General features: G+C 71.1%; 17 protein-coding genes. 9 read left to right on the top strand and 8 right to left on the bottom strand.

Going from position 1 to position 17,080, the window contains the following annotated elements:
- Positions 1–18 precede the first annotated feature (18 nt).
- The gene (gene hemB / locus OG385_RS12700) at positions 19–1,014 is read left to right on the top strand and encodes a porphobilinogen synthase (RefSeq protein WP_266854592.1); all 996 of its coding nucleotides are present in this window, start codon (positions 19–21) and stop codon (positions 1,012–1,014) included.
- Between the two features lie 80 nt (positions 1,015–1,094).
- On the opposite strand, the gene OG385_RS12695 is transcribed toward hemB, so the two are convergent.
- Positions 1,095–1,466: a VOC family protein gene (locus OG385_RS12695; protein WP_266854590.1), complete on the bottom strand. Its 372-nt coding sequence runs from the start codon at positions 1,464–1,466 to the stop codon at positions 1,095–1,097.
- Between the two features lie 80 nt (positions 1,467–1,546).
- Between OG385_RS12695 and OG385_RS12690 the strand changes: the two genes are divergently transcribed.
- Entirely contained in the window at positions 1,547–2,011 is a 465-nt protein-coding gene (locus OG385_RS12690) for a MarR family winged helix-turn-helix transcriptional regulator (protein ID WP_266854589.1), read from the top strand.
- 61 nt (positions 2,012–2,072) lie between these two features.
- On the opposite strand, the gene OG385_RS12685 is transcribed toward OG385_RS12690, so the two are convergent.
- The 5 genes from OG385_RS12685 to OG385_RS12665 form a co-directional block, all read right to left on the bottom strand.
- Positions 2,073–2,975, bottom strand: a complete 903-nt coding sequence (locus OG385_RS12685) for a polysaccharide deacetylase family protein (protein ID WP_266854588.1) — start codon at positions 2,973–2,975, stop codon at positions 2,073–2,075.
- Positions 2,976–3,110: 135 nt separating this feature from the next.
- Complete coding sequence (locus OG385_RS12680; protein ID WP_266854587.1) at positions 3,111–3,794, bottom strand: 1,4-alpha-glucan branching protein; 684 nt, start codon at positions 3,792–3,794, stop codon at positions 3,111–3,113.
- Between the two features lie 369 nt (positions 3,795–4,163).
- Positions 4,164–5,414, bottom strand: a complete 1,251-nt coding sequence (locus OG385_RS12675) for a PP2C family protein-serine/threonine phosphatase (RefSeq protein WP_266854585.1) — start codon at positions 5,412–5,414, stop codon at positions 4,164–4,166.
- Positions 5,415–5,713: 299 nt separating this feature from the next.
- On the bottom strand, positions 5,714–6,451 hold the full coding sequence (locus OG385_RS12670; protein ID WP_266854584.1) for a DUF4232 domain-containing protein: 738 nt from the start codon (positions 6,449–6,451) through the stop codon (positions 5,714–5,716).
- Between the two features lie 220 nt (positions 6,452–6,671).
- Positions 6,672–7,166: a carboxymuconolactone decarboxylase family protein gene (locus OG385_RS12665; protein ID WP_266860813.1), complete on the bottom strand. Its 495-nt coding sequence runs from the start codon at positions 7,164–7,166 to the stop codon at positions 6,672–6,674.
- A gap of 348 nt (positions 7,167–7,514) precedes the next feature.
- On the opposite strand from OG385_RS12665, the gene OG385_RS12660 reads away from it, so the two are divergent.
- The 6 genes from OG385_RS12660 to OG385_RS12635 all read left to right on the top strand — a co-directional run bounded on the left by OG385_RS12660 (position 7,515) and on the right by OG385_RS12635 (position 13,993).
- Positions 7,515–7,961, top strand: a complete 447-nt coding sequence (locus OG385_RS12660) for a MarR family winged helix-turn-helix transcriptional regulator (RefSeq protein WP_266860812.1) — start codon at positions 7,515–7,517, stop codon at positions 7,959–7,961.
- A 381-nt stretch (positions 7,962–8,342) separates the two neighbouring features.
- The gene (locus tag OG385_RS12655; protein ID WP_266854582.1) at positions 8,343–9,953 is read left to right on the top strand and encodes an ABC transporter substrate-binding protein; all 1,611 of its coding nucleotides are present in this window, start codon (positions 8,343–8,345) and stop codon (positions 9,951–9,953) included.
- Positions 9,950–10,924, top strand: coding sequence for an ABC transporter permease (locus tag OG385_RS12650; protein ID WP_323183752.1), 975 nt, complete (start codon positions 9,950–9,952; stop codon positions 10,922–10,924). The genes OG385_RS12655 and OG385_RS12650 overlap by 4 nt, the downstream gene beginning before the upstream one ends.
- A complete protein-coding gene (locus tag OG385_RS12645; RefSeq protein ID WP_266854579.1) occupies positions 10,921–11,832 on the top strand; it encodes an ABC transporter permease in 912 nt (303 codons plus the stop codon). Before OG385_RS12650 ends, OG385_RS12645 begins: the two co-directional genes overlap by 4 nt.
- 26 nt (positions 11,833–11,858) lie before the next feature.
- Positions 11,859–12,971, top strand: coding sequence for an ABC transporter ATP-binding protein (locus tag OG385_RS12640; protein ID WP_266860810.1), 1,113 nt, complete (start codon positions 11,859–11,861; stop codon positions 12,969–12,971).
- Positions 12,968–13,993 carry an ABC transporter ATP-binding protein gene (locus OG385_RS12635; RefSeq protein ID WP_266854578.1) on the top strand — a complete coding sequence of 342 codons (1,026 nt, stop codon included), beginning with the start codon at positions 12,968–12,970 and terminating at the stop codon, positions 13,991–13,993. Before OG385_RS12640 ends, OG385_RS12635 begins: the two co-directional genes overlap by 4 nt.
- A gap of 154 nt (positions 13,994–14,147) precedes the next feature.
- On the opposite strand, the gene OG385_RS12630 is transcribed toward OG385_RS12635, so the two are convergent.
- Both OG385_RS12630 and OG385_RS12625 read right to left on the bottom strand, forming a co-directional pair.
- Complete coding sequence (locus OG385_RS12630) at positions 14,148–15,368, bottom strand: amidohydrolase family protein (RefSeq protein ID WP_266854577.1); 1,221 nt, start codon at positions 15,366–15,368, stop codon at positions 14,148–14,150.
- Positions 15,369–15,409: 41 nt separating this feature from the next.
- Positions 15,410–16,240 (bottom strand): GntR family transcriptional regulator, encoded by an 831-nt coding sequence (locus tag OG385_RS12625; RefSeq protein ID WP_266854576.1) that lies wholly within the window; start codon positions 16,238–16,240, stop codon positions 15,410–15,412.
- Positions 16,241–16,502: 262 nt separating this feature from the next.
- Here OG385_RS12625 and OG385_RS12620 point away from each other — a divergent pair, with 262 nt between their 5' ends.
- Entirely contained in the window at positions 16,503–17,033 is a 531-nt protein-coding gene (locus OG385_RS12620) for a 2'-5' RNA ligase family protein (protein ID WP_266854574.1), read from the top strand.
- The last annotated feature ends 47 nt before the right edge of the window (positions 17,034–17,080 follow it).

Genomic DNA, 17,080 nt, shown 5'->3' with positions numbered 1-17,080 from the left:
TCGAAGAGGTAACTGAGGATGACTGTGTACGGATCTTTCCCCGGCGCCCGTCCGCGGCGGCTGCGCACCACCCCGGCGATGCGCCGCATGGTGGCCGAGACGCAGGTCCACCCGGCCGATCTGATCCTGCCCGCCTTCGTGCGGGAGGGGATCGGGGAGCCGGTGCCGATCACGACGATGCCCGGTGTTGTCCAGCACACCCGTGACACCCTGCGGAAGGCGGCCGTCGACGCCGTCTCCGCCGGGGTCGCCGGGATCATGCTCTTCGGAGTCCCCGAGGACTCCAAGAAGGACGCCATCGGCACCGCGGGCACGGACCCGGAGGGCATCCTCCAGGTCGCCCTGCGCGATGTGCGCGCCGAGGTCGGCGACGACCTGGTGATCATGTCCGACCTGTGCCTCGACGAGTTCACCGACCACGGTCACTGCGGGGTCCTGGACGAGTCGGGCCGGATCGACAACGACGCGACGCTTGAGCGGTACGCCGAGATGGCGCAGGTCCAGGCCGACGCGGGCGCCCATGTGGTGGGCCCCAGCGGCATGATGGACGGCCAGGTCGGCGTGATCCGGGACGCGCTGGACACGATCGACAAGGAGGACGTGTCGATCCTCGCCTACACGGTGAAGTACTCGTCCGCCTTCTACGGTCCTTTCCGCGAGGCCGTCGGCTCCTCGCTGCGGGGCGACCGCAAGACGTACCAGCAGGACCCGGCGAACGCCCGGGAGGCGCTGCGCGAGCTGGAGCTCGACCTCGCCGAGGGCGCCGACATGGTCATGGTCAAGCCGGCCGGACCGTACCTGGACATCCTGGCGAAGGTCGCGGAGTCGGTGTCCGTGCCGGTGGCCGCGTACCAGATCAGTGGTGAGTACGCGATGATCGAGGCGGCCGCGGAGAAGGGCTGGATCGACCGGGACGCGGCGATCCTGGAGGCCCTGACCGGCGTCAAGCGGGCGGGCGCGAACATGATCCTCACGTACTGGGCGACCGAGGTCGCGGAGTGGCTCGGGCACTGAGCTGAGCCGCGCGGGCGGCGGCGCGCGGCGGGCGCCGCCGTTCGCAGCGGGGTGCCTCCGCCCTCCCCCGGGGAACTCGGTCAGCCGGCGTGTGCGGTGAGCGTGTATCCCTCGGGGCCCTCGAAGGAGAACATCGGCCCGAAGGGGCTGTCCGCCATCGGCGTGAGGATCTTGACGCCGGCCGTGTCGAGCTGCTCGTGAAGCGCGTGGGCGTCCGGGGTCCGGAACCAGATCACCACGCCGAGTCCCGGTCGTGCGGTGTCGGCGAGGCTGACGCCCGGGAGGAGCGCGCGGACGGCGAACGGGGTCGGCCAGGTGTCGAACACGACTGCGTGCGGAGGCGAGACCGCGGCCCGGCGCAGGCCCAGGTGCTGCTCGCAGAAGGCCGCCGCGGCTTCCACATCGTGGACCTGCAGGGCGACGAAGTCGGGTCCGTCGATGGCAACAGGCATGGGGTTCCCTCACTTTTCTATGTCAGGACTTTGACATAGGCGAGGTTAGGTTCCCTGGATTGCTATGTCAAAATGCTGACATGGATGAGAGTCTGTCGATGGACGCGTTCCGCCCCGAGGGCGACGACGTCACCCGGCACGTGGGATATCTGCTCAAGCGCGCCCAGGCGGCCCTGCGCGGAGCCATGGACAAGGTGCTGCGCGAGCAAGGGCTGACCGTGCCGCAGTACTCCACTCTCGAACTGCTGGCCCTGCACCCCGGCATGTCGAACGCCGACCTCGCCCGCGCGACCTTCGTCACCCGGCAGTCCGGAAACGTCGTCCTGCGGGGCCTCCAGGAAGCGGGACTGATCGCCCGCCCCGACACCGCCGAGCACGGCCGGGCCAGGCCGGCCCGCCTCACCGAAGCGGGCCGGGCGCGCCTCGCCGCGGTCCAGGCCGCCGTGTACGCCGTCGAAGAGCGCATGGTCGGGGCGATCCCGCCACAGCGCGTCGCCGCGCTCCTCGCCGACCTCGACCGCATCGCGGCAGCTCTGGAGGACTGACCCGCCGACCGGGCCGCCGAACCAGCTTCCGGCGAACCGGCCTACGGATGGCGCCCCTGGGTCACCGTGCGTCGGAGAGCCGGATGAAGTGGTGCCCGGACGCGAGGAGTTGGGGGACCGCGGTGGCGATGCCCTCGGCTGTGCCGCCGGTGGGCTGGTTCATGTGGCCGATCACGATCGAGCCCGGCCGGGCGGCCACGACGGTGGTGTGGACCTGCTCGGGGGTGAAGGTCGCGCCGCCGTCGCCGTTGACCGTGAAACTCACCGGGCGTTCGCCCAGGGCGCCCACGATGCGGGACGCGACATCGTCGTAGTACGCCGTCCCGGACCGGAAGTAGCGGGGCGCCCTGCCGAGCAGCCGGGTGAGTTCGGTGTGGTTGCCCGCCACCTCGTCGTAGACCTCGCCCGCGTCGCGCGTCCCGGGGATGCCGTACGCGGAGCGGCCCGATACCGACAGCGGGCGGTGCCGGGTTCCGTGGTTGGCGATCTCGAAGAGCGGATCGTCCGCGAGCTCGCGGAAGACCGTGGGATGGGCGTCGATCCAGCGGGAGTTGATGAACAGGGTCGCCGGTACCTTCCTCGATCTGAGGAAGCCGATCAGGTCCTTGTCGTAACCGCTGCCCCCGGGGCCTCCGCAGGCGTCGAAGGTCAGCGCGATGGCCCGTTGGGACCGGGGCAGGGACGGAGGAAGTGCGGTCAGGACGCCCGGTGCGTCGAAGCCCCAGGTCGTCGGGCGGGCCGAGCCGTACCGGGCGACCGCCGCCGTGCGGGTCATCGCGGGCGCCGCCGGTTCGGGTGCGGCCCTGCGGCCGGCGTGCGGGGTGCGGCTCGGCCGTTCGATGTCGGACGGGGTGGTCGGCGTCGACGTCGAGAGCGAGGCGCCCGCGGAACCGGACCTGGCGTCACATCCCGCCAGCCCGGCGCCGACCAGTGCGGCAATGACAGCCCGACGAGTCAATGACACGTGCCCTACCCATCCCGTTCACACCACGATGCCCGGCTCCTGAGTGCGAGTCGGATCATGCTACGAATCGGGGTTGGTGGGGCGGTCCGACACTCCGGTGTGCCGTGGAGTCCACCCGTACCGGCCAGGGCGGGGCTACGCGGTCGGGCCCGAGCCCGTCTCGCGCAGGGCCGCGAACAGGGTGCGGGCCTTCGTGCCGTCCGGAAGCAGCATGTTCCCCTTCACGTGGCCCAGGTCCTGGGCGGCGGCGTCCTGGCCGGGGTGGACCACCCGGGTGAGGTGGAGGGTCAGCACGGAACCGGAGGTGTTGGCTGTCCGTACGCGTACGTCGGTGCCGTCCGCGTCGCTGGTCACCGCCGCGATCCCGGTCGCCACGGGGTGCTCCGTGCCGGTGAAGTGCCCCTCGACGGTCGGGTTCGGGGTGTTGCTGATGCTCTGCTCCTGCGGCACGGCCGCCCCGGCCATCAGGGCGACCAACTGGGCGACGAGCACCGGGTCGTGGGTCCCGTCGTACACCCAGCGCTTGCCGAGCACCCCGTGTTCCGTGGTCCCGATGAGCGCGTCGTCGCCCGCCCCTTCGAGCGGTGCTCCCCGGTAGCTGAACGCCACCTGGTACGTGACGGCCTCGTCCCCGGACGCGTCGGTGACCAGCATGAACTCGATCCCGACCGCGCCGGTCGGGTCGTCGAGCCGGTAACCGCCCGCCTTGGCCAGCTCGGGCTCGCCGCTCGCGCCGAGGTACCAGGGCTGCTTGGGCAGCCAGAGGGCCAGCAGCTCCAGCTTGGTGGGGGTCAGCGTGGATCGGTGGATCACAGACATGTCTTCAGGTCTCTCTCCCGTTGGCCTGCCGTCATCCTGCCACTGGCGCGGGCCGGATCAGGCGGTTGCGGTGCCGGTGGCGAGCCTGGCGAACGCGGACCAGGCGGCGGGGTGCGGGTGAGGGTGGGGCCGGAGAGGCCCCAGCCGTTCCAACAGGCCTTTCGTGGCACCGGTGTTGAGGGCCTGCGTTCGCAGCATCGGCAGAACGAACGGGCCGGCCAGAGCCGTGTGGGTCTGTCGGCCGAACGGCATGATCTGGAGAGCGATACCCCGGCAGCTCGGAGCAGGCTCGGGTGCGAGTTCGACTGAGCGGTGCCGGGGCCGGTGGATGCGCTGTGCGTCGAACCCGGCGCCGTTGGGTGCTCGTTGTCAGAGGCGAATGACCAGGAGGGAGATGTCGTCCTGCTGGCCGGCGGGGTCGGCCATGGTCCGCAGCAGCTCGTCCGCGAGCTGGGGAGGCGGCAGTTCACGCATCTCCCGCACCGCGTCGAGGAGGCGCGAGAGTCCTGCATCCAGGTCCTCGCCGCGCCGTTCGATCAGGCCGTCGGTGTACAGCACCAGCGTGTCGTCCTTGCGGAAGTCGACCGTGGCCTGGGGGCGCGGTACGTGCTCGATGCGTACTCCCAGGGGCGGATCGGTGGCATCGTCCAGCCACAGTGACGTGCCGTCGGCGTGCATGAGCACGGGAGGCGGGTGGCCGGCGCTGCTGTAGGTGAGCAGTCGGCTGACGGGGAAGAGCTGGCAGGCGAACGTCGTGGTGGCCGTGGCGCGCTCCTGGGCCCTCGCGTACAGGCCCAGCGTTTCCAGCGCACCGCTGGGCCCGTCCGCGACCCGGACTGCCGCGTTGAGCGCGCTCCGCAAGGTGCCCATGACGCTGGCGGCATCAACGCCGTGCCCCACCACGTCACCGACGGTCAGTGCCAGACGTCCGTCCGGCAGGTCGATGACGTCGTACCAGTCGCCGCAGGCATTCATGCCCCTCAGCGCCGGCCGGTAGCGCACGGCGATCTCCGGATGCCCGGCCAGGTCGGGGGTGGCGAGCATGGCCCGCTGAAGGGTCAGGGCCACATCACGGGTACGTACGGTCGACTCCTGCAACCGGACGTTGGCCCGCTGGAGTTCCTGTGTACGGGTGAACAGCTCGGCGCGCGGCGCGCGGGCTTCGGCGTCCTCCGGCGCTGCCGCACTGTCCCCTTGCTCGGCACGGATGAATTCCGTCACGTCGTCGACACGGTGGATGATGAGCTCCACGCGGCCGTCGGCCCCGGTGAGCGGCTGGTTCACCACGTTCCACCACCGGGGCTCGAACCTGCCGCTCCCGCCCGGCCCGGGGATCGCGAAGCGGTGCAACATCAGCATGTTGGCCTCCCCGGACGCCAGGACCGCCTCCAGGGAAAGACGCTGCACCTCCGCGCCGTGGGAGGAGGGTTCGGCGGGCTCGGGCGGGAAGGCGTCGAAGAAGGCGCGCCCCAGCAGGTCCGACGCTGGGCGCCCGGTGACGTCGGTGTACGCCTTGTTGGCGGCGACGATCACCAGGTCGCGGTCGAGCACCACGCAGGCGGCCGGTACCGCCGAGAACAGGGCTTCGTAGTCCGGAGCGCCCCTCTCGTACGTCGCCACAACGCCTCTCCTGCCTGTGCGGCACCCCAGCGGCCCCTGTGCCCGGCGCGCCCGATGACCTGGTGGACTCACGGGCATTGAACCCCGGTCCCCTGCCCGGCGCCGCGCTGGTACGGCCTCCTTAGCCCAGACAGCGGAAGATGCCCGCTCGTGTCTGCGAGGCCGTCGCGTCCCGTGGCGGCGCGGGTGTCTCGATCGCGGGCGGGCGGGGGAGGCCGGAGGCTCGGCCTCCCCCGGCATGACTGAGCCGCACCGCGTGGTGTGCGGTGCGGCTCGGGCAGGCCGTGAAGCAGGTGGGCTCAGATGCCGACCGGGCTGACGAAGGTGCCGGGGTGGGTGGCGCCGGACTGGTCCAGGATGGCGCCGCCGTACGGCCAGTCGAGGGTGACGTGCGTGGTCTCGTTGGGCGGGGTGATCAGGACCTTGCTCGGGACGAACGGCTTGGTGTCCTTGGTGTCGGCGGGGATGGCCAGCAGCATGATGCTGATCGAGGCCGTGCTCTCGCCGGGGTGCAGGGTCATGGTGGACGGGGTGTCCGACGAGCGGCGCAGGTCCCATGCCTCACCGGTCTTGCTGATGAGGCGGACGCCCGGGAAGCCGCGCAGGGTGCAGGTGCGGTCGCTGCGGTTCTTGAGCGCGATCGAGGCGATCTGCTGGTCGGTGGAGTCGTTCATGTCCGGGGCGCCACCGTGCGGGCCGCCCCAGGTGTAGCCCAGTTCGCCGGTGTGGCAGCGGCTGCTCCCGGTGGCGGGGGCTGAGGCGGGGACGGGGTTCACGGCGTCGGTCCGCGAGCCCTCCTGGGACATCGACTTCACCTTGTGCTGGGCGGAGCCCTCGGCGGTGGTGCCGCTCCGGGGCTTGTCCTGCGAGCCGCCCTGCGCCGTGGAGGACGAGTCCTGGCCGGCGCCGGACTGTGCACTGGTCTTGGAGGCGCCCGATCCGGAGGACGAGTCGCACGCGGCGGCGCCGGCGCCGACAGCGACGACGGTCAGCACGGCGGCGGCGCAGCGAGCGACTCGGTTCAGCTTGGCGGTCATGATTCCCCTTTTCCAGCGCCGGTGTTGGGCCCGGCGCCCCCGTGGCGAGTGCGTCTTACGGAAGGTGAGATGTGCCGACCGGCGGGGGAAGTTCTCGCGAGACTGTCCGGAGCCTGTAACGGCGTGTAACAGCCGACCGTCCTGTCCCGGTGGCTCGTCGGGCAGGGCGCGGGGGCGCGCCCGCGACCGGGGAGCCGTCCTCGCGGCTCCCCGGTCGGGTTCAGCCGGCCTGCGGGGCGAACGCCGCGAGCTGGGGGTCGATCGGGGCGCCCGTCAGCCGGTTGGCGAAGGTCGAGAGGGTGTACGTACCGATGCCGAGGACCACCTCCAGGGCGTTCTGGACGGTGTAGCCCTGGGCCAGGAACGCCTGGCGGACGGGGTCTCCCACGGCCCCGGCGGTGGCCAGGACCTCCAGGGTGAAGATGCGCAGCGCCTCCAACTTCCCGTCCATGAGCGGCTTCTGGGTGCGCAGGGACTCGATGAGGCAGGCGTCCGCGCCCATCGCGGTGAGCTTCGCGGTGTGCATGGCCACGCAGACGTGGCACTCGTTGAGGGTGGCGATCGTGAGGATGAGGACCTCGCGGTCCAGCTGGGAGAGGGTGGTCGACTCGAAGATCCCGCTGAGCTTCAGGAAGCCGTCGAGGGTCTGGGGGGAGGTGGCCATCCGGGCGACGGGGGACGGCAGGTAGCCCAGGCGGTCGGTGGTGGCCTGCATGGCGCGGCGGGCCGCGGCGGGGGCGGACTCGACCGTGTGGTCGGGGAAGACGCTGTGGTCGGAGGAGGCGGTGGGGCTGGAGGGGGTGGTGTGGTCGGGCGTGACGGTGGTGGTCATGGCTGGGCCTTCGCTCTCGCAGTAAACTCGACAACGTGATTGACGAAAAGGTAAACCAGGTTGTCGAAATGCGCAACGGCGGGCCGACCCATGGCTGAGCCCGGGGCTGAGCCATGGGCTGGGCGCGGGGCTGGGCGCGGGGCTGAGGGTGCGGCTGGGCGCGGCGCCGGGCGCGGGTCTGCTGACGACGCGGCGGTGAGTGCGGAGGCCGGGCGCGGATACGAGCTGCCGATGCTGCTCTTCGCCGGGTTCCGCTCGGCCATCGACCAGTTGCACGCACGCCTCGCCGAGGAGGGGCACCCGGATGTGCGCCCCGCGTACGGCTTCGCGCTCCAGGCGATCGGGGTGCGGGGCGCGACGGCGAGCGAGGTCGGCCGGCGGCTCGGGGTGTCCAAGCAGGCGGCGGGCAAGACCGTGGAGCGCCTGGAGGAGCTGGGGTACGCCGAGCGGGCCGCCGACCCGGCCGACGGCCGGCGCAAGTTGGTGCTGCTCACCCCGCGCGGGATGGAGGTGCTGGTGCGGTCGGGTCAGATCTTCGACGAGCTGTACGCGCAGTGGGCGCGGGTCCTGGGCACGGAACGGCTGGCCGGTCTTGAGTCCGACCTGCGGGCCCTGGTGCCGGGGGCGGTTCCGGGCGGCGGCTTCCGGGTGGATGTGGCGGGGTGGTTCGGGGGGTGAGCCCTGCCCTGGCCGCGTAGCCGATGGCTCGAATCAGGGCCATCGGGCGGTTCGTTGGCCAGGCAGTGCTGCGCGTTTTATGAGGGTTTGCCGCCCGTCGTGTCGCTCTCGGCGCACGGCGGGCGGCTCTGTTCTGTGCGGGCTGTCGTTCCTTCGGGATCCCTCCCGGTATGCCAAGTGTGCTCCCGGGTGGGTAAATGGCCGTGATGAAGATGCGGTGTCTTGCCCGCTTTTAACCTCTCAAGTGCCCCGTAAAACAGGTGAATACGGCTTCTCGGGCCCGTTCTGGGATTGCACTATTTGGTATACCGTTGCGCCTCAACGCGTGCCCCTACCGGTCCGCGCTCTAGCTCTGTGCTGTCCTGAAGGAGTCTTGGTCCCGTGCGTCGAATACCGGCCACTCTCGCGGTGGCCGCATTGCTGGCGGCCACCACCGCATGCAGCACTCTCTCGCCACCCGGCGAAGCAACGGCCGCGAAAGCGCGGCTCACCGACCTGCGCCCCGTCCGCGACGGCGGCACGGTCACGATCGGGCTCAAGTCCGATCCCGACATGCTGGACCCGAGCCTGACGTCGACGCTGGTCGCCCGCACCGTCTTCACGTCCATGTGCGAACAGCTCTACGACGTCGACCAGCACAACCACTTCGTGCCGCAGCTCGCCGCCTCGCTGCCGAAGATCACGAACGGCGGCCGGACCTTCACCTTCACCGTGCGCAAGGACGCCAGGTTCAGCGACGGCGCACGGCTGGACGCGGCAGCCGTCAAGACGTCACTCGACCGCCATCTGCACCTGCGCGGATCCGGGCGCGCCTCGGAGATCGACTCGGTCGACAAGGTCGCGGCGATCGGCCCGTACACCGTTCAGCTCTCCCTCAAGCACCCCGATGTCCCGCTGCTCGGGCGGCTGGCCAACACGGCCGGGCTGATCATGTCCCCCAAGGCGCTCCGTCAGTACGGCAGCAAGTTCGCGACCCATCCGTCCTGCGTGGGCCCGTTCAAGTACGTCAAGCGGGTCGTCGGCGACCGGATCGAGCTGGCCAAGGACCCGCTGTACTACGACGCGGACAAGGTCCATCTCGACCGGGTGATCTACAAGACCATCACCGACGGCAACATCCGGATGGCCAACATCCGGTCAGGGGACGTGCAGATCGGTGACCAGATGGGCCCGGTCGAGGTGCGCAACTCCATGGGGGAGAAGGGGATCCAGCTCCTCAACACCCCGTCGCTCGGCTATATGGGCGTCACGCTGAACGTCGGCAACGTACACGGCATCGACCAGAAGCCCGGCACCGTCGACACCCCCTTCGGCCGCGATGTGCGCGTCCGGCAGGCGTTCGAACTCTCGCTGGACCGCGAGCTGATCAACAAGCTGGTCTTCCAGGGCATGTACGAACCCGCCTGCGGCCCGGTGCCTCCCGGGATCCCGCTGAGCAGCCCCGTCAGCTGCCCCGGGCGGGACGTGGCGAAGGCGAAGAAGCTGCTGAAGCAGGCCGGGGTGAAGACGCCTGTGCCGCTGGAGCTGATGATCAACACAACGCCGGAGGACAGCCGTCTCGGGCAGGTCATCCAGGCGATGGCCGCCGACGCCGGATTCGATGTCCGGCTGCGGCCCACCGAGTTCGCCACCGGTCTGACCCGCACCCTCGCCGGCGACTTCCAGGCCAGGACCGGCGGCTGGGGCGGCCAGCCCGACCCGGCGGGCAACATCGACAGCCTGGTCGGCACAGCGGGCAGCAACAACCAGGGCAAGCTCTCCGACCCGGAGATCGACCGGCTGATCGTGGCGGGCCGGAGCACGTCCGATGTCGCGAAGCGCCGTGCGGTCTACCGCGACCTCACTGCCGCGATCAACAAGCAGCACGCGGTCATCTACCTCTACCGCCCGATCAACTACGTGTCCGCATCGGACGACGTGAGCGGCATCAAGCTCTCCGGCGACGGCCTGATCCGGGTCAAGGAAGCCGGTTACGTGAAGGGGAGCCGGTGATGAAACTCCGCAGACTGCTCACGTCCTATGTGAGCCGACGGATCGGCATGTCGCTCGTGACGATGGTGCTGGTCAGCATCACCGTGTTCCTCGGGGTCCGGGCGATGCCCGGCGACACCGCGCAGGCGCTGGCCGGTGAGCAGACCTCCCCGGCGGTGCTGGCCGCGATCCGCTCCGAGTACGGACTGAACGACAACATCGCCGTCCAGTACTGGCGTTACGTCAGCAACGCCGCCACCGGGGACTTCGGCACATCGGCCAGAACCGGGCTGCCCGTGCTCGACTCCATCACCCAGGCCCTCCCCATCACCCTCGAACTGGCCGCGCTGGCCCTGCTGATGGCGATCGTCGTCGGTGTCGGGGCGGGGGTGCTCGCGGCCGTACGGCGCGGGAAGCCGGAGGAGTGGATCGCCAACGGCATCGCGCTGCTCGGGATGTCGGTCCCCGCCTTCTGGCTCGGCATCGTGCTGGTGCTGGCCTTCGCCATCGCGATGCCGGTGTTCGCCGCCTCGGGTTTCGTCCCCTTCGGCACCGACCCGGTGGAGAACCTGCGGCGCATGGTGCTGCCCGCCATCGTGCTCGGCTCCGGTCTCGCCGCCGTGGTGATGCGCCAGACCAGGGCCGCGATGATCGACGCGATGCAGTCGGACTACGTCCGCACCGCGCGCGCCAAGGGGCTCGCCCCGCGCACCGTGATCGGCCGCCACGCGCTGCGCAACTCGCTGGTCACCGTGGTCACCGTACTGGGCCTGCAACTCGGCCTGCTGATCTCCGGAGCCGTCGTCACCGAACAGGTCTTCGTGCTGCCCGGATTCGGCAAGCTCACCATCGACGCGGTCTTCACCCGCGACTACGCGATGGTCCAGGGCGTGGTGCTGTTCACCTCGGCCGCCTACATCCTGATCAATCTGCTGGTCGACTTCCTCTACTCCGTCGTCGACCCGCGTATCCGGCTCGGAGGTTCCCAATGACCGTCGCCCCCTCACCGGCGCCGGCCGTCCCCACCGCCCGCGTCAGGGCCGGGACCCCCGCCCGCCAGGGCCGGTTCGCCGTCGCGCTGCGCCGGCTGCGGCGCAACCGGCTGGCGCTCGTCGGCGCCGTACTGACCGCCGTCTTCGTGCTGGTGGCCGTGGCGGCGCCGCTGCTCGCCCCGTACGACCCGGCGCGCCCGGACTTCGACGCCGCGCTCACCGCGCCCGGCTGGTCCCACTGGCTCGGCACGGACGATCTGGGCCGGGACCAGCTGTCCCGGGTGCTGGTCGGGGTCACCGCCTCCATGCAGGTCGGCGTGGTGGCCGTGCTGCTGGCCTTCGTGGTCGCCGTACCGCTGGGGCTGCTCGCCGGGTACTACGGCCGGTTCGCGGACACGGTGGTGTCGCGGCTGACCGACACCATGCTGGCGTTCCCCTTCCTGGTGCTCGCCGTGGGGCTGGCCGCGGTGCTCGGCCCGTCGCTGCAGAACGCCACGATCGCCATCGGCATCTCGCAGATCCCGGGGATCGTGCGGGTCACCCGCGCCGAGACCCTGCGGCTCAAACACCTCGACTACGTGGGCGCGGCCGTCGCGAACGGCGCGGGCGACGGTGTGATCCTCTTCCGGCACATCCTGCCGAACGCCACATCCACCCTGATCGTGCAGGCCACCGTCGGTATCCCGGCCGCCATCATCGGCGAGGCGGTGCTCAGCTTCCTCGGCCTCGGAGTGCAGCCGCCCTCACCCTCGCTCGGTGTGATGCTCTCCAGCGCCCAGCCCTTCATCGCGGACGCCCCCTGGATGGCGGTCTTCCCCGGCCTGGTCATCGTGCTCGCCACGCTGGCGTTCAACCTGCTCGGCGACGGCATACGCGACATCCTCGACCCCCGCGGAGGTACCCGGTGACCCGAGTCGGCACACCCACGGCGGGCATGGCGGCCACAGCGGCCGGTGGCGCTCCGCGCGCCGCCCACGCCGAACCCGTCCTGCGCGTCCGTGACCTGACGGTCTCCTTCCACGGCGCGGAACGCACCGTGCACGCAGTGGACGGTGTCTCCTACGACCTGGCGCCGGGCGAAATGCTCGCCGTGGTCGGGGAGTCCGGCTGCGGCAAGTCCGTCACCTCCATGGCGGTGATGGGACTGCTGCCGCCCACCGCACGGGTCGGCGGATCGATCACGCTGGACGGCCGGGAACTGGTCGGCGCCCCCGAGAAACAGCTCAGGTCGCTGCGCGGCCGACGGCTTTCGATGATCTTCCAGGAGCCGATGACCTCACTCAACCCGGTCCTCACCATCGGCCGGCAGATCACCGAAGTACTCGTCCGGCACCAGGGGCTGAGGCGCCGCGCGGCCACCGAGCGCGCCGTCGAACTGCTCGGACTCGTCGGCATCCCGGCCCCGCGTACCCGGGTGGACGAGTACCCGCACCAGCTGTCCGGCGGGATGCTGCAGCGGGTGATGATCGCGATCGCCGTGGCCTGCGATCCGGCGGTGCTGATCGCGGACGAGCCGACGACCGCCCTCGATGTCACCGTGCAGGCGGGCATCCTCGATGTGCTGCGCTCCCTGCGTGAACGCCTCGGCACCGCCATCGTGCTGATCACGCACGACCTCGGTGTCGTCGCCGACGCCGCCGACCGGGTCCTGGTGATGTACGCGGGACGCCCCGCCGAACAGGCCTCGGTGGACGAACTGTTCGCCGCGCCGAGGCATCCGTACACCCAGGGGCTGCTCGGCGCCGTCCTGCGGCCGGGCAGCCGGACGGCCGGCGGGCGGGCCAGGCTCAACGAGATCCCCGGACTCGTGCCTGACCTGCGCGAGCAGCCCGACGGGTGCAGCTTCGCGCCGCGCTGTGCGGCGGCCGACGCGGACTGCCTGGCGAGCCGTCCGGTGCTGCGGACCGCGTCCGGGACGCATGAGATCGCCTGCTACCACCCGGCACCTGAAGCGCCCGCGGCGACCGAAGCACCAGAAGCACCCCTGGCGGCCGAAGCACCAGAACCACCTGTAGCACCTGAAGCAACAGAAGGGACCGTCCGATGACGGCGCTCGAAGTACGCGACCTGAAGCGGCACTTCACCGCCGCCGGCGGCACCGTGCGCGCGGTGGACGGTGTGTCGCTCACCATCAGGAGCGGTGAAGTCCTCGGCCTGGTGGGCGAGTCGGGCAGCGGGAAATCCACCGTGGGGCGCTGTGTGGTCCGGCTCGACCGGCCGACCGGCGGCAGCGTGCTGATCAACGGGACGGATGTGACCACCCTCTCCCCGCGTGCGCTGCGGCCACTCCGCAAGGACTTCCACCTGGTCTTCCAGGATCCGTCGTCCTCCCTCAACCCCCGGATGACCATCCGGCAGATCATCGCCGAACCGCTGCGGCTGCACAGGATGGCGAACCGGAAGGAAGCCTCGGAACGGGTGGACGAGCTCCTCGCCCAGGTGGGGCTGCGGCCCGAACTGGCCGACCGCAACCCGCACGAGCTCTCCGGCGGCCAGCGCCAGCGGATCTCCATCGCCCGCGCCCTGTCGGTGAATCCGGCGCTTCTGGTGGCGGATGAGCCGACCTCGGCGCTCGATGTGTCCGTCCAGGCGTCCGTACTGAACCTGCTGGCCGATCTCCAGCGCGAGCGGGGCTTCGGCTGCCTGTTCATCACCCACGACCTGGCGGCCGTGGAGTATCTGGCGGACCGCATCGCCGTGATGTATCTGGGCCGGATCGTCGAACAGGCCACGGCCGCCGACCTGTTCGCCGCACCCAAGCACCCCTACACCCAGGCGCTGCTGTCGGCCGCGCCGGTGCCCGACCCCGGTGAGCAGCGCGGCCGCAGCCGTATCGTGCTCGGCGGCGACCTGCCCAGTCCGCTGGACCCGCCGTCCGGCTGCCACTTCCACACCCGGTGCCCGCTGGTCACCGACCGGTGCCGTACCGAGGCCCCCGCCCTGCGCACCCTGCCCGCGGGATCCGGCCTCGGTGCGGCCGAACGGGAGGTGGCCTGCCATCTGGTCGCGGACGACGGCACCGTGCCCGACGCCGCGAAAGCATCTGCCGCCGCGGGGACTTCCGCGTAGCCGTTCATCCGGAGTAGCCGTACATCCGGGCAGCCGTACAGCGGTGCAGCCGGGCAGCCGTACATAGCCGTGCAGCCGGTACGCCGGTACGGGCAGGGCCCGTCCACCACCTGGTGGACGGGCCCTGCCCGTATCCGGTCGCGGGTGCGCCGGGTCAGCCCACCAGCTCCAGGCCGTCCGCGACGACCCGGCCGTCATGCAGGACCGTACGGTCGGAGCCGCGGTCCATGACGGCGGACGTCACCGTCTCGCCGTCCACGAGGAGCAGATCGGCGCGGTCGCCCACGGCGAGACCGGGGCGGTCGGCGACCGACGTCAGGCGGGGCAGGCTCCCGTCGAGGATCGCGGCGCCGCCCAGGCTCGCGACGGCCATGCAGTGCTCGATCAGGTCGTCGGCCCGGTAGCGGTTGGTGAAGGCGAGCTGCCAGGTGCGGTCCAGCATGTCCGCGTTGCCGTACGGCGACCAGTAGTCGCGCTGGCCGTCCTCGCCAAGACCGACCCGGACCCCGGCTGCCGTCAGGTCGGCCAGCGGCAGCGCGTGGTGCTGGGCCGGGGCGATCGTCGCCATCGCGATGTCCAGCTCCGCGAACTCCTCGATGAGACGCCGGGTCGTCGCCTCGTCGACGCTCCCCAGGTCGTACGCGTGGGACAGGGTCACCTGGCCCGCCATGCCCAGCGCGCGCACCCGCTCCAGGATCAGGTCGACGCTGAACACGCCCAGCGGACCCGGCTCGTGGAGGTGCATGTCGATGGGGGCCTGGTGGCGCTCGGCGAGTTCGAAGACGATGTCCAGGTGGCGTACCGGGTCGCGGTCCAGCGTGCACGGGTCGATCCCGCCGACCACGGCCGCGCCGGAGGACAGCGCCTGGTCCATCAGCTCCGGTACGCCCTTCTCCCGGAGCAGACCGGCCTGCGGGAACGCCATGATCTCGACCTCGCAGCGGTCGGCATGGGCCTCCTTGGCGGCGAGAACGCCCTCGAAGCGCTCAAGGCCGGAGTCCGCGTCGATCTGCGCGTAGCTGCGGACCCGGGTGGTGCCGCGCTCGATCATGCGGCCGAGGGTGTGGGTGGCGCGCTCGGCCACGGTCCACTCGTCGTCGCGCCAGTGGGCGCGGTCGTTCATCGTCATGGCCCAGACGCCGGGGGCGCCGGTGTGCGGACGGAACGGCAGTCCGATGCGGGTGGCGTCCAGATGGCAGTGGACGTCCGAGAAGGACGGCACGGCGAGCCTGCCCCGGCCCGCGACCACCTCGCCCGCCGCGTCGCCCGTGGTGGGGCGGGCCGGGTCGTGCGGGGTCAGCGCGGTGATCGCGCCGTCCTGGATCTCCAGGTCGCAGGGGGCGCCGCCCCAGGGACGGACGTTCGTGATCAGCATCCGGTGTCTCTCCTTGTTCGGTACCGGGTGCTGCCGGCCGGTCATTCGGCGGGCAGCACCCCGGCCAGCGTTGCCAGCGAGGGGCCGCGGCCCCTCTCGATGTGCGCGTAGACGAGGGCGTCGGCCAGGTCGGGATTGCCGGCGTGGATCGCGGCGCAGATGTCCTTGTGCTCGGAGCACTGGACCCGCGGGTCGAGACCGCCGGTGAGGGTGAACAGCCACTGGACCAGGCCGAGCGAGGGCTGGAGGGCCGTCCGGAGCAGGCGGTTGCCGGTCATCGCGACGATCTCGGCGTGCAGGGCGGTGTTGGCGGCCGTGATCTCGTGCACGTCACCGCGCCGGGTGGCGTCCTCTGCCACCTCCATGAGCTCGCTCAGCCGACCGCCGCCCCGTCCGGCCGCGCATACCTCGGCGGCCCTGCGGGCGGCGAACACCTCCAGGCTGAGCCGCAGGTCGAACAGTTCGGCCACATCGCGCAGCGAGAGATTCCGTACGGATGCGCCACGGCGGGGGGAGATCTCGACCAGCCCTTCCGCGGTGAGCCGGGTGAGCGCCTCACGGACGGGGATGCGCGACACCCCCAGGTCGTCGGAGAGTTCGCGCTCGCGCAGCCGGGCGCCCGGCGGGTACTGGCCGGAGATGATGCGGGCGCGAATGGTCCGCTCGGCGTGGGTGACGTGCGACGCACCGGTTTCGGGTGATTCGTTCGGCAAGGCGTCTCCTGGAACGGCGTGGCTGCTGCGGGAACAGGTCGGCGGCGCCACGGCCGCGCAGGTCTCGCGGCCACGGTGCGCCGCGCGCATTCTCCCGGAGGCGGCCCTGCGCTGCGGCACGGCGCCCTGGGAACGGGTGCCGCGGCGGCGGGTGCGCATGGAGCCTCCTGCGGGGTGCGGTGTCCGGAGCGGGCCCAGCCGGACGGCCGTCAGCGGCGGAGACGAGGCGACATTAGCAGTCGGCATACCAAATGCGAATGGCCCTGTCTGCTATGCGGAGTTCATGGCATTTACTCCAGCGAGGAGTGGGTGATCCGGAGGGTCTTTTCCGTCTGGGTATACCAATGCGGTCGAGGGTGAGCCGATGTCGCGCTGTCCGCTGCTGTGGCAGTGTGGCGTCCTCCCTGAGGATGGAGTGGACATGTACCAGGCGGGCGACACAGCTCTGGTGATCACGGTGCCCGAGGCCGAGCCCGTGGTCGGTGGCTGGCGCGAGCGGTTCGACCCCATGGCGGCGGACGGCATTCCGGCGCACCTGACCGTGCTCTATCCGTTCCTGAGGCAGGACCGCATCGATCAGGACGTACTCGGCGCCCTGGCCGGGCTGTTCGGCGGGCATCGCGCATTCGACGTGAGCTTCCGGGAGTGCGGGCGATTCCCCGGGCTGCTCTATCTGGCCCCCGAGCCGGACGGGCCGATCCGGGCGCTGACCCGGGCGGTGCACGGACGCTGGCCCGAAGCACCGCCGTACCGGGGCAGGTTCGGTGATCCGGCGCCGCACGTGACGATGACACAGGGGCAGGATCCCGCCGTACTGGACACGGTCGAGGCCGATGTGCGCGACAAGCTGCCGTTCGGCGCAGCCGTACGCTCCGTCCAACTGGTCGCCTACGACGGCACGGTGTGGAGCAGCCGGGCCGACTTCCCGCTGGGCAGGCAGCAGCCGTCCTGAGGTGACCCGGGACGCCGGAACGCCCTGGCCGCCGGGAGAGGGGGCCA

It is taken from the genome of Streptomyces sp. NBC_01306 (assembly GCF_026340465.1).
Classification (GTDB): domain Bacteria; phylum Actinomycetota; class Actinomycetes; order Streptomycetales; family Streptomycetaceae; genus Streptomyces.
This window is presented reverse-complemented; position numbering and strand designations above follow the sequence as displayed.

Coding starts and splice junctions, on each gene's coding strand:
- hemB (WP_266854592.1), top strand. CDS start 19: ATGACTGTGTACGGATCTTTCCCCGGCGCCCGTCCGCGGCGGCTGCGC.
- OG385_RS12695 (WP_266854590.1), bottom strand. CDS start 1,466: ATGCCTGTTGCCATCGACGGACCCGACTTCGTCGCCCTGCAGGTCCAC.
- OG385_RS12640 (WP_266860810.1), top strand. CDS start 11,859: ATGGCGGCCACAGCGGCCGGTGGCGCTCCGCGCGCCGCCCACGCCGAA.
- OG385_RS12625 (WP_266854576.1), bottom strand. CDS start 16,240: ATGCGCACCCGCCGCCGCGGCACCCGTTCCCAGGGCGCCGTGCCGCAG.
- OG385_RS12680 (WP_266854587.1), bottom strand. CDS start 3,794: ATGTCTGTGATCCACCGATCCACGCTGACCCCCACCAAGCTGGAGCTG.
- OG385_RS12665 (WP_266860813.1), bottom strand. CDS start 7,166: ATGCAGGCCACCACCGACCGCCTGGGCTACCTGCCGTCCCCCGTCGCC.
- OG385_RS12635 (WP_266854578.1), top strand. CDS start 12,968: ATGACGGCGCTCGAAGTACGCGACCTGAAGCGGCACTTCACCGCCGCC.
- OG385_RS12620 (WP_266854574.1), top strand. CDS start 16,503: ATGTACCAGGCGGGCGACACAGCTCTGGTGATCACGGTGCCCGAGGCC.
- OG385_RS12630 (WP_266854577.1), bottom strand. CDS start 15,368: ATGCTGATCACGAACGTCCGTCCCTGGGGCGGCGCCCCCTGCGACCTG.
- OG385_RS12645 (WP_266854579.1), top strand. CDS start 10,921: ATGACCGTCGCCCCCTCACCGGCGCCGGCCGTCCCCACCGCCCGCGTC.
- OG385_RS12670 (WP_266854584.1), bottom strand. CDS start 6,451: ATGACCGCCAAGCTGAACCGAGTCGCTCGCTGCGCCGCCGCCGTGCTG.
- OG385_RS12660 (WP_266860812.1), top strand. CDS start 7,515: ATGCTGCTCTTCGCCGGGTTCCGCTCGGCCATCGACCAGTTGCACGCA.
- OG385_RS12690 (WP_266854589.1), top strand. CDS start 1,547: ATGGATGAGAGTCTGTCGATGGACGCGTTCCGCCCCGAGGGCGACGAC.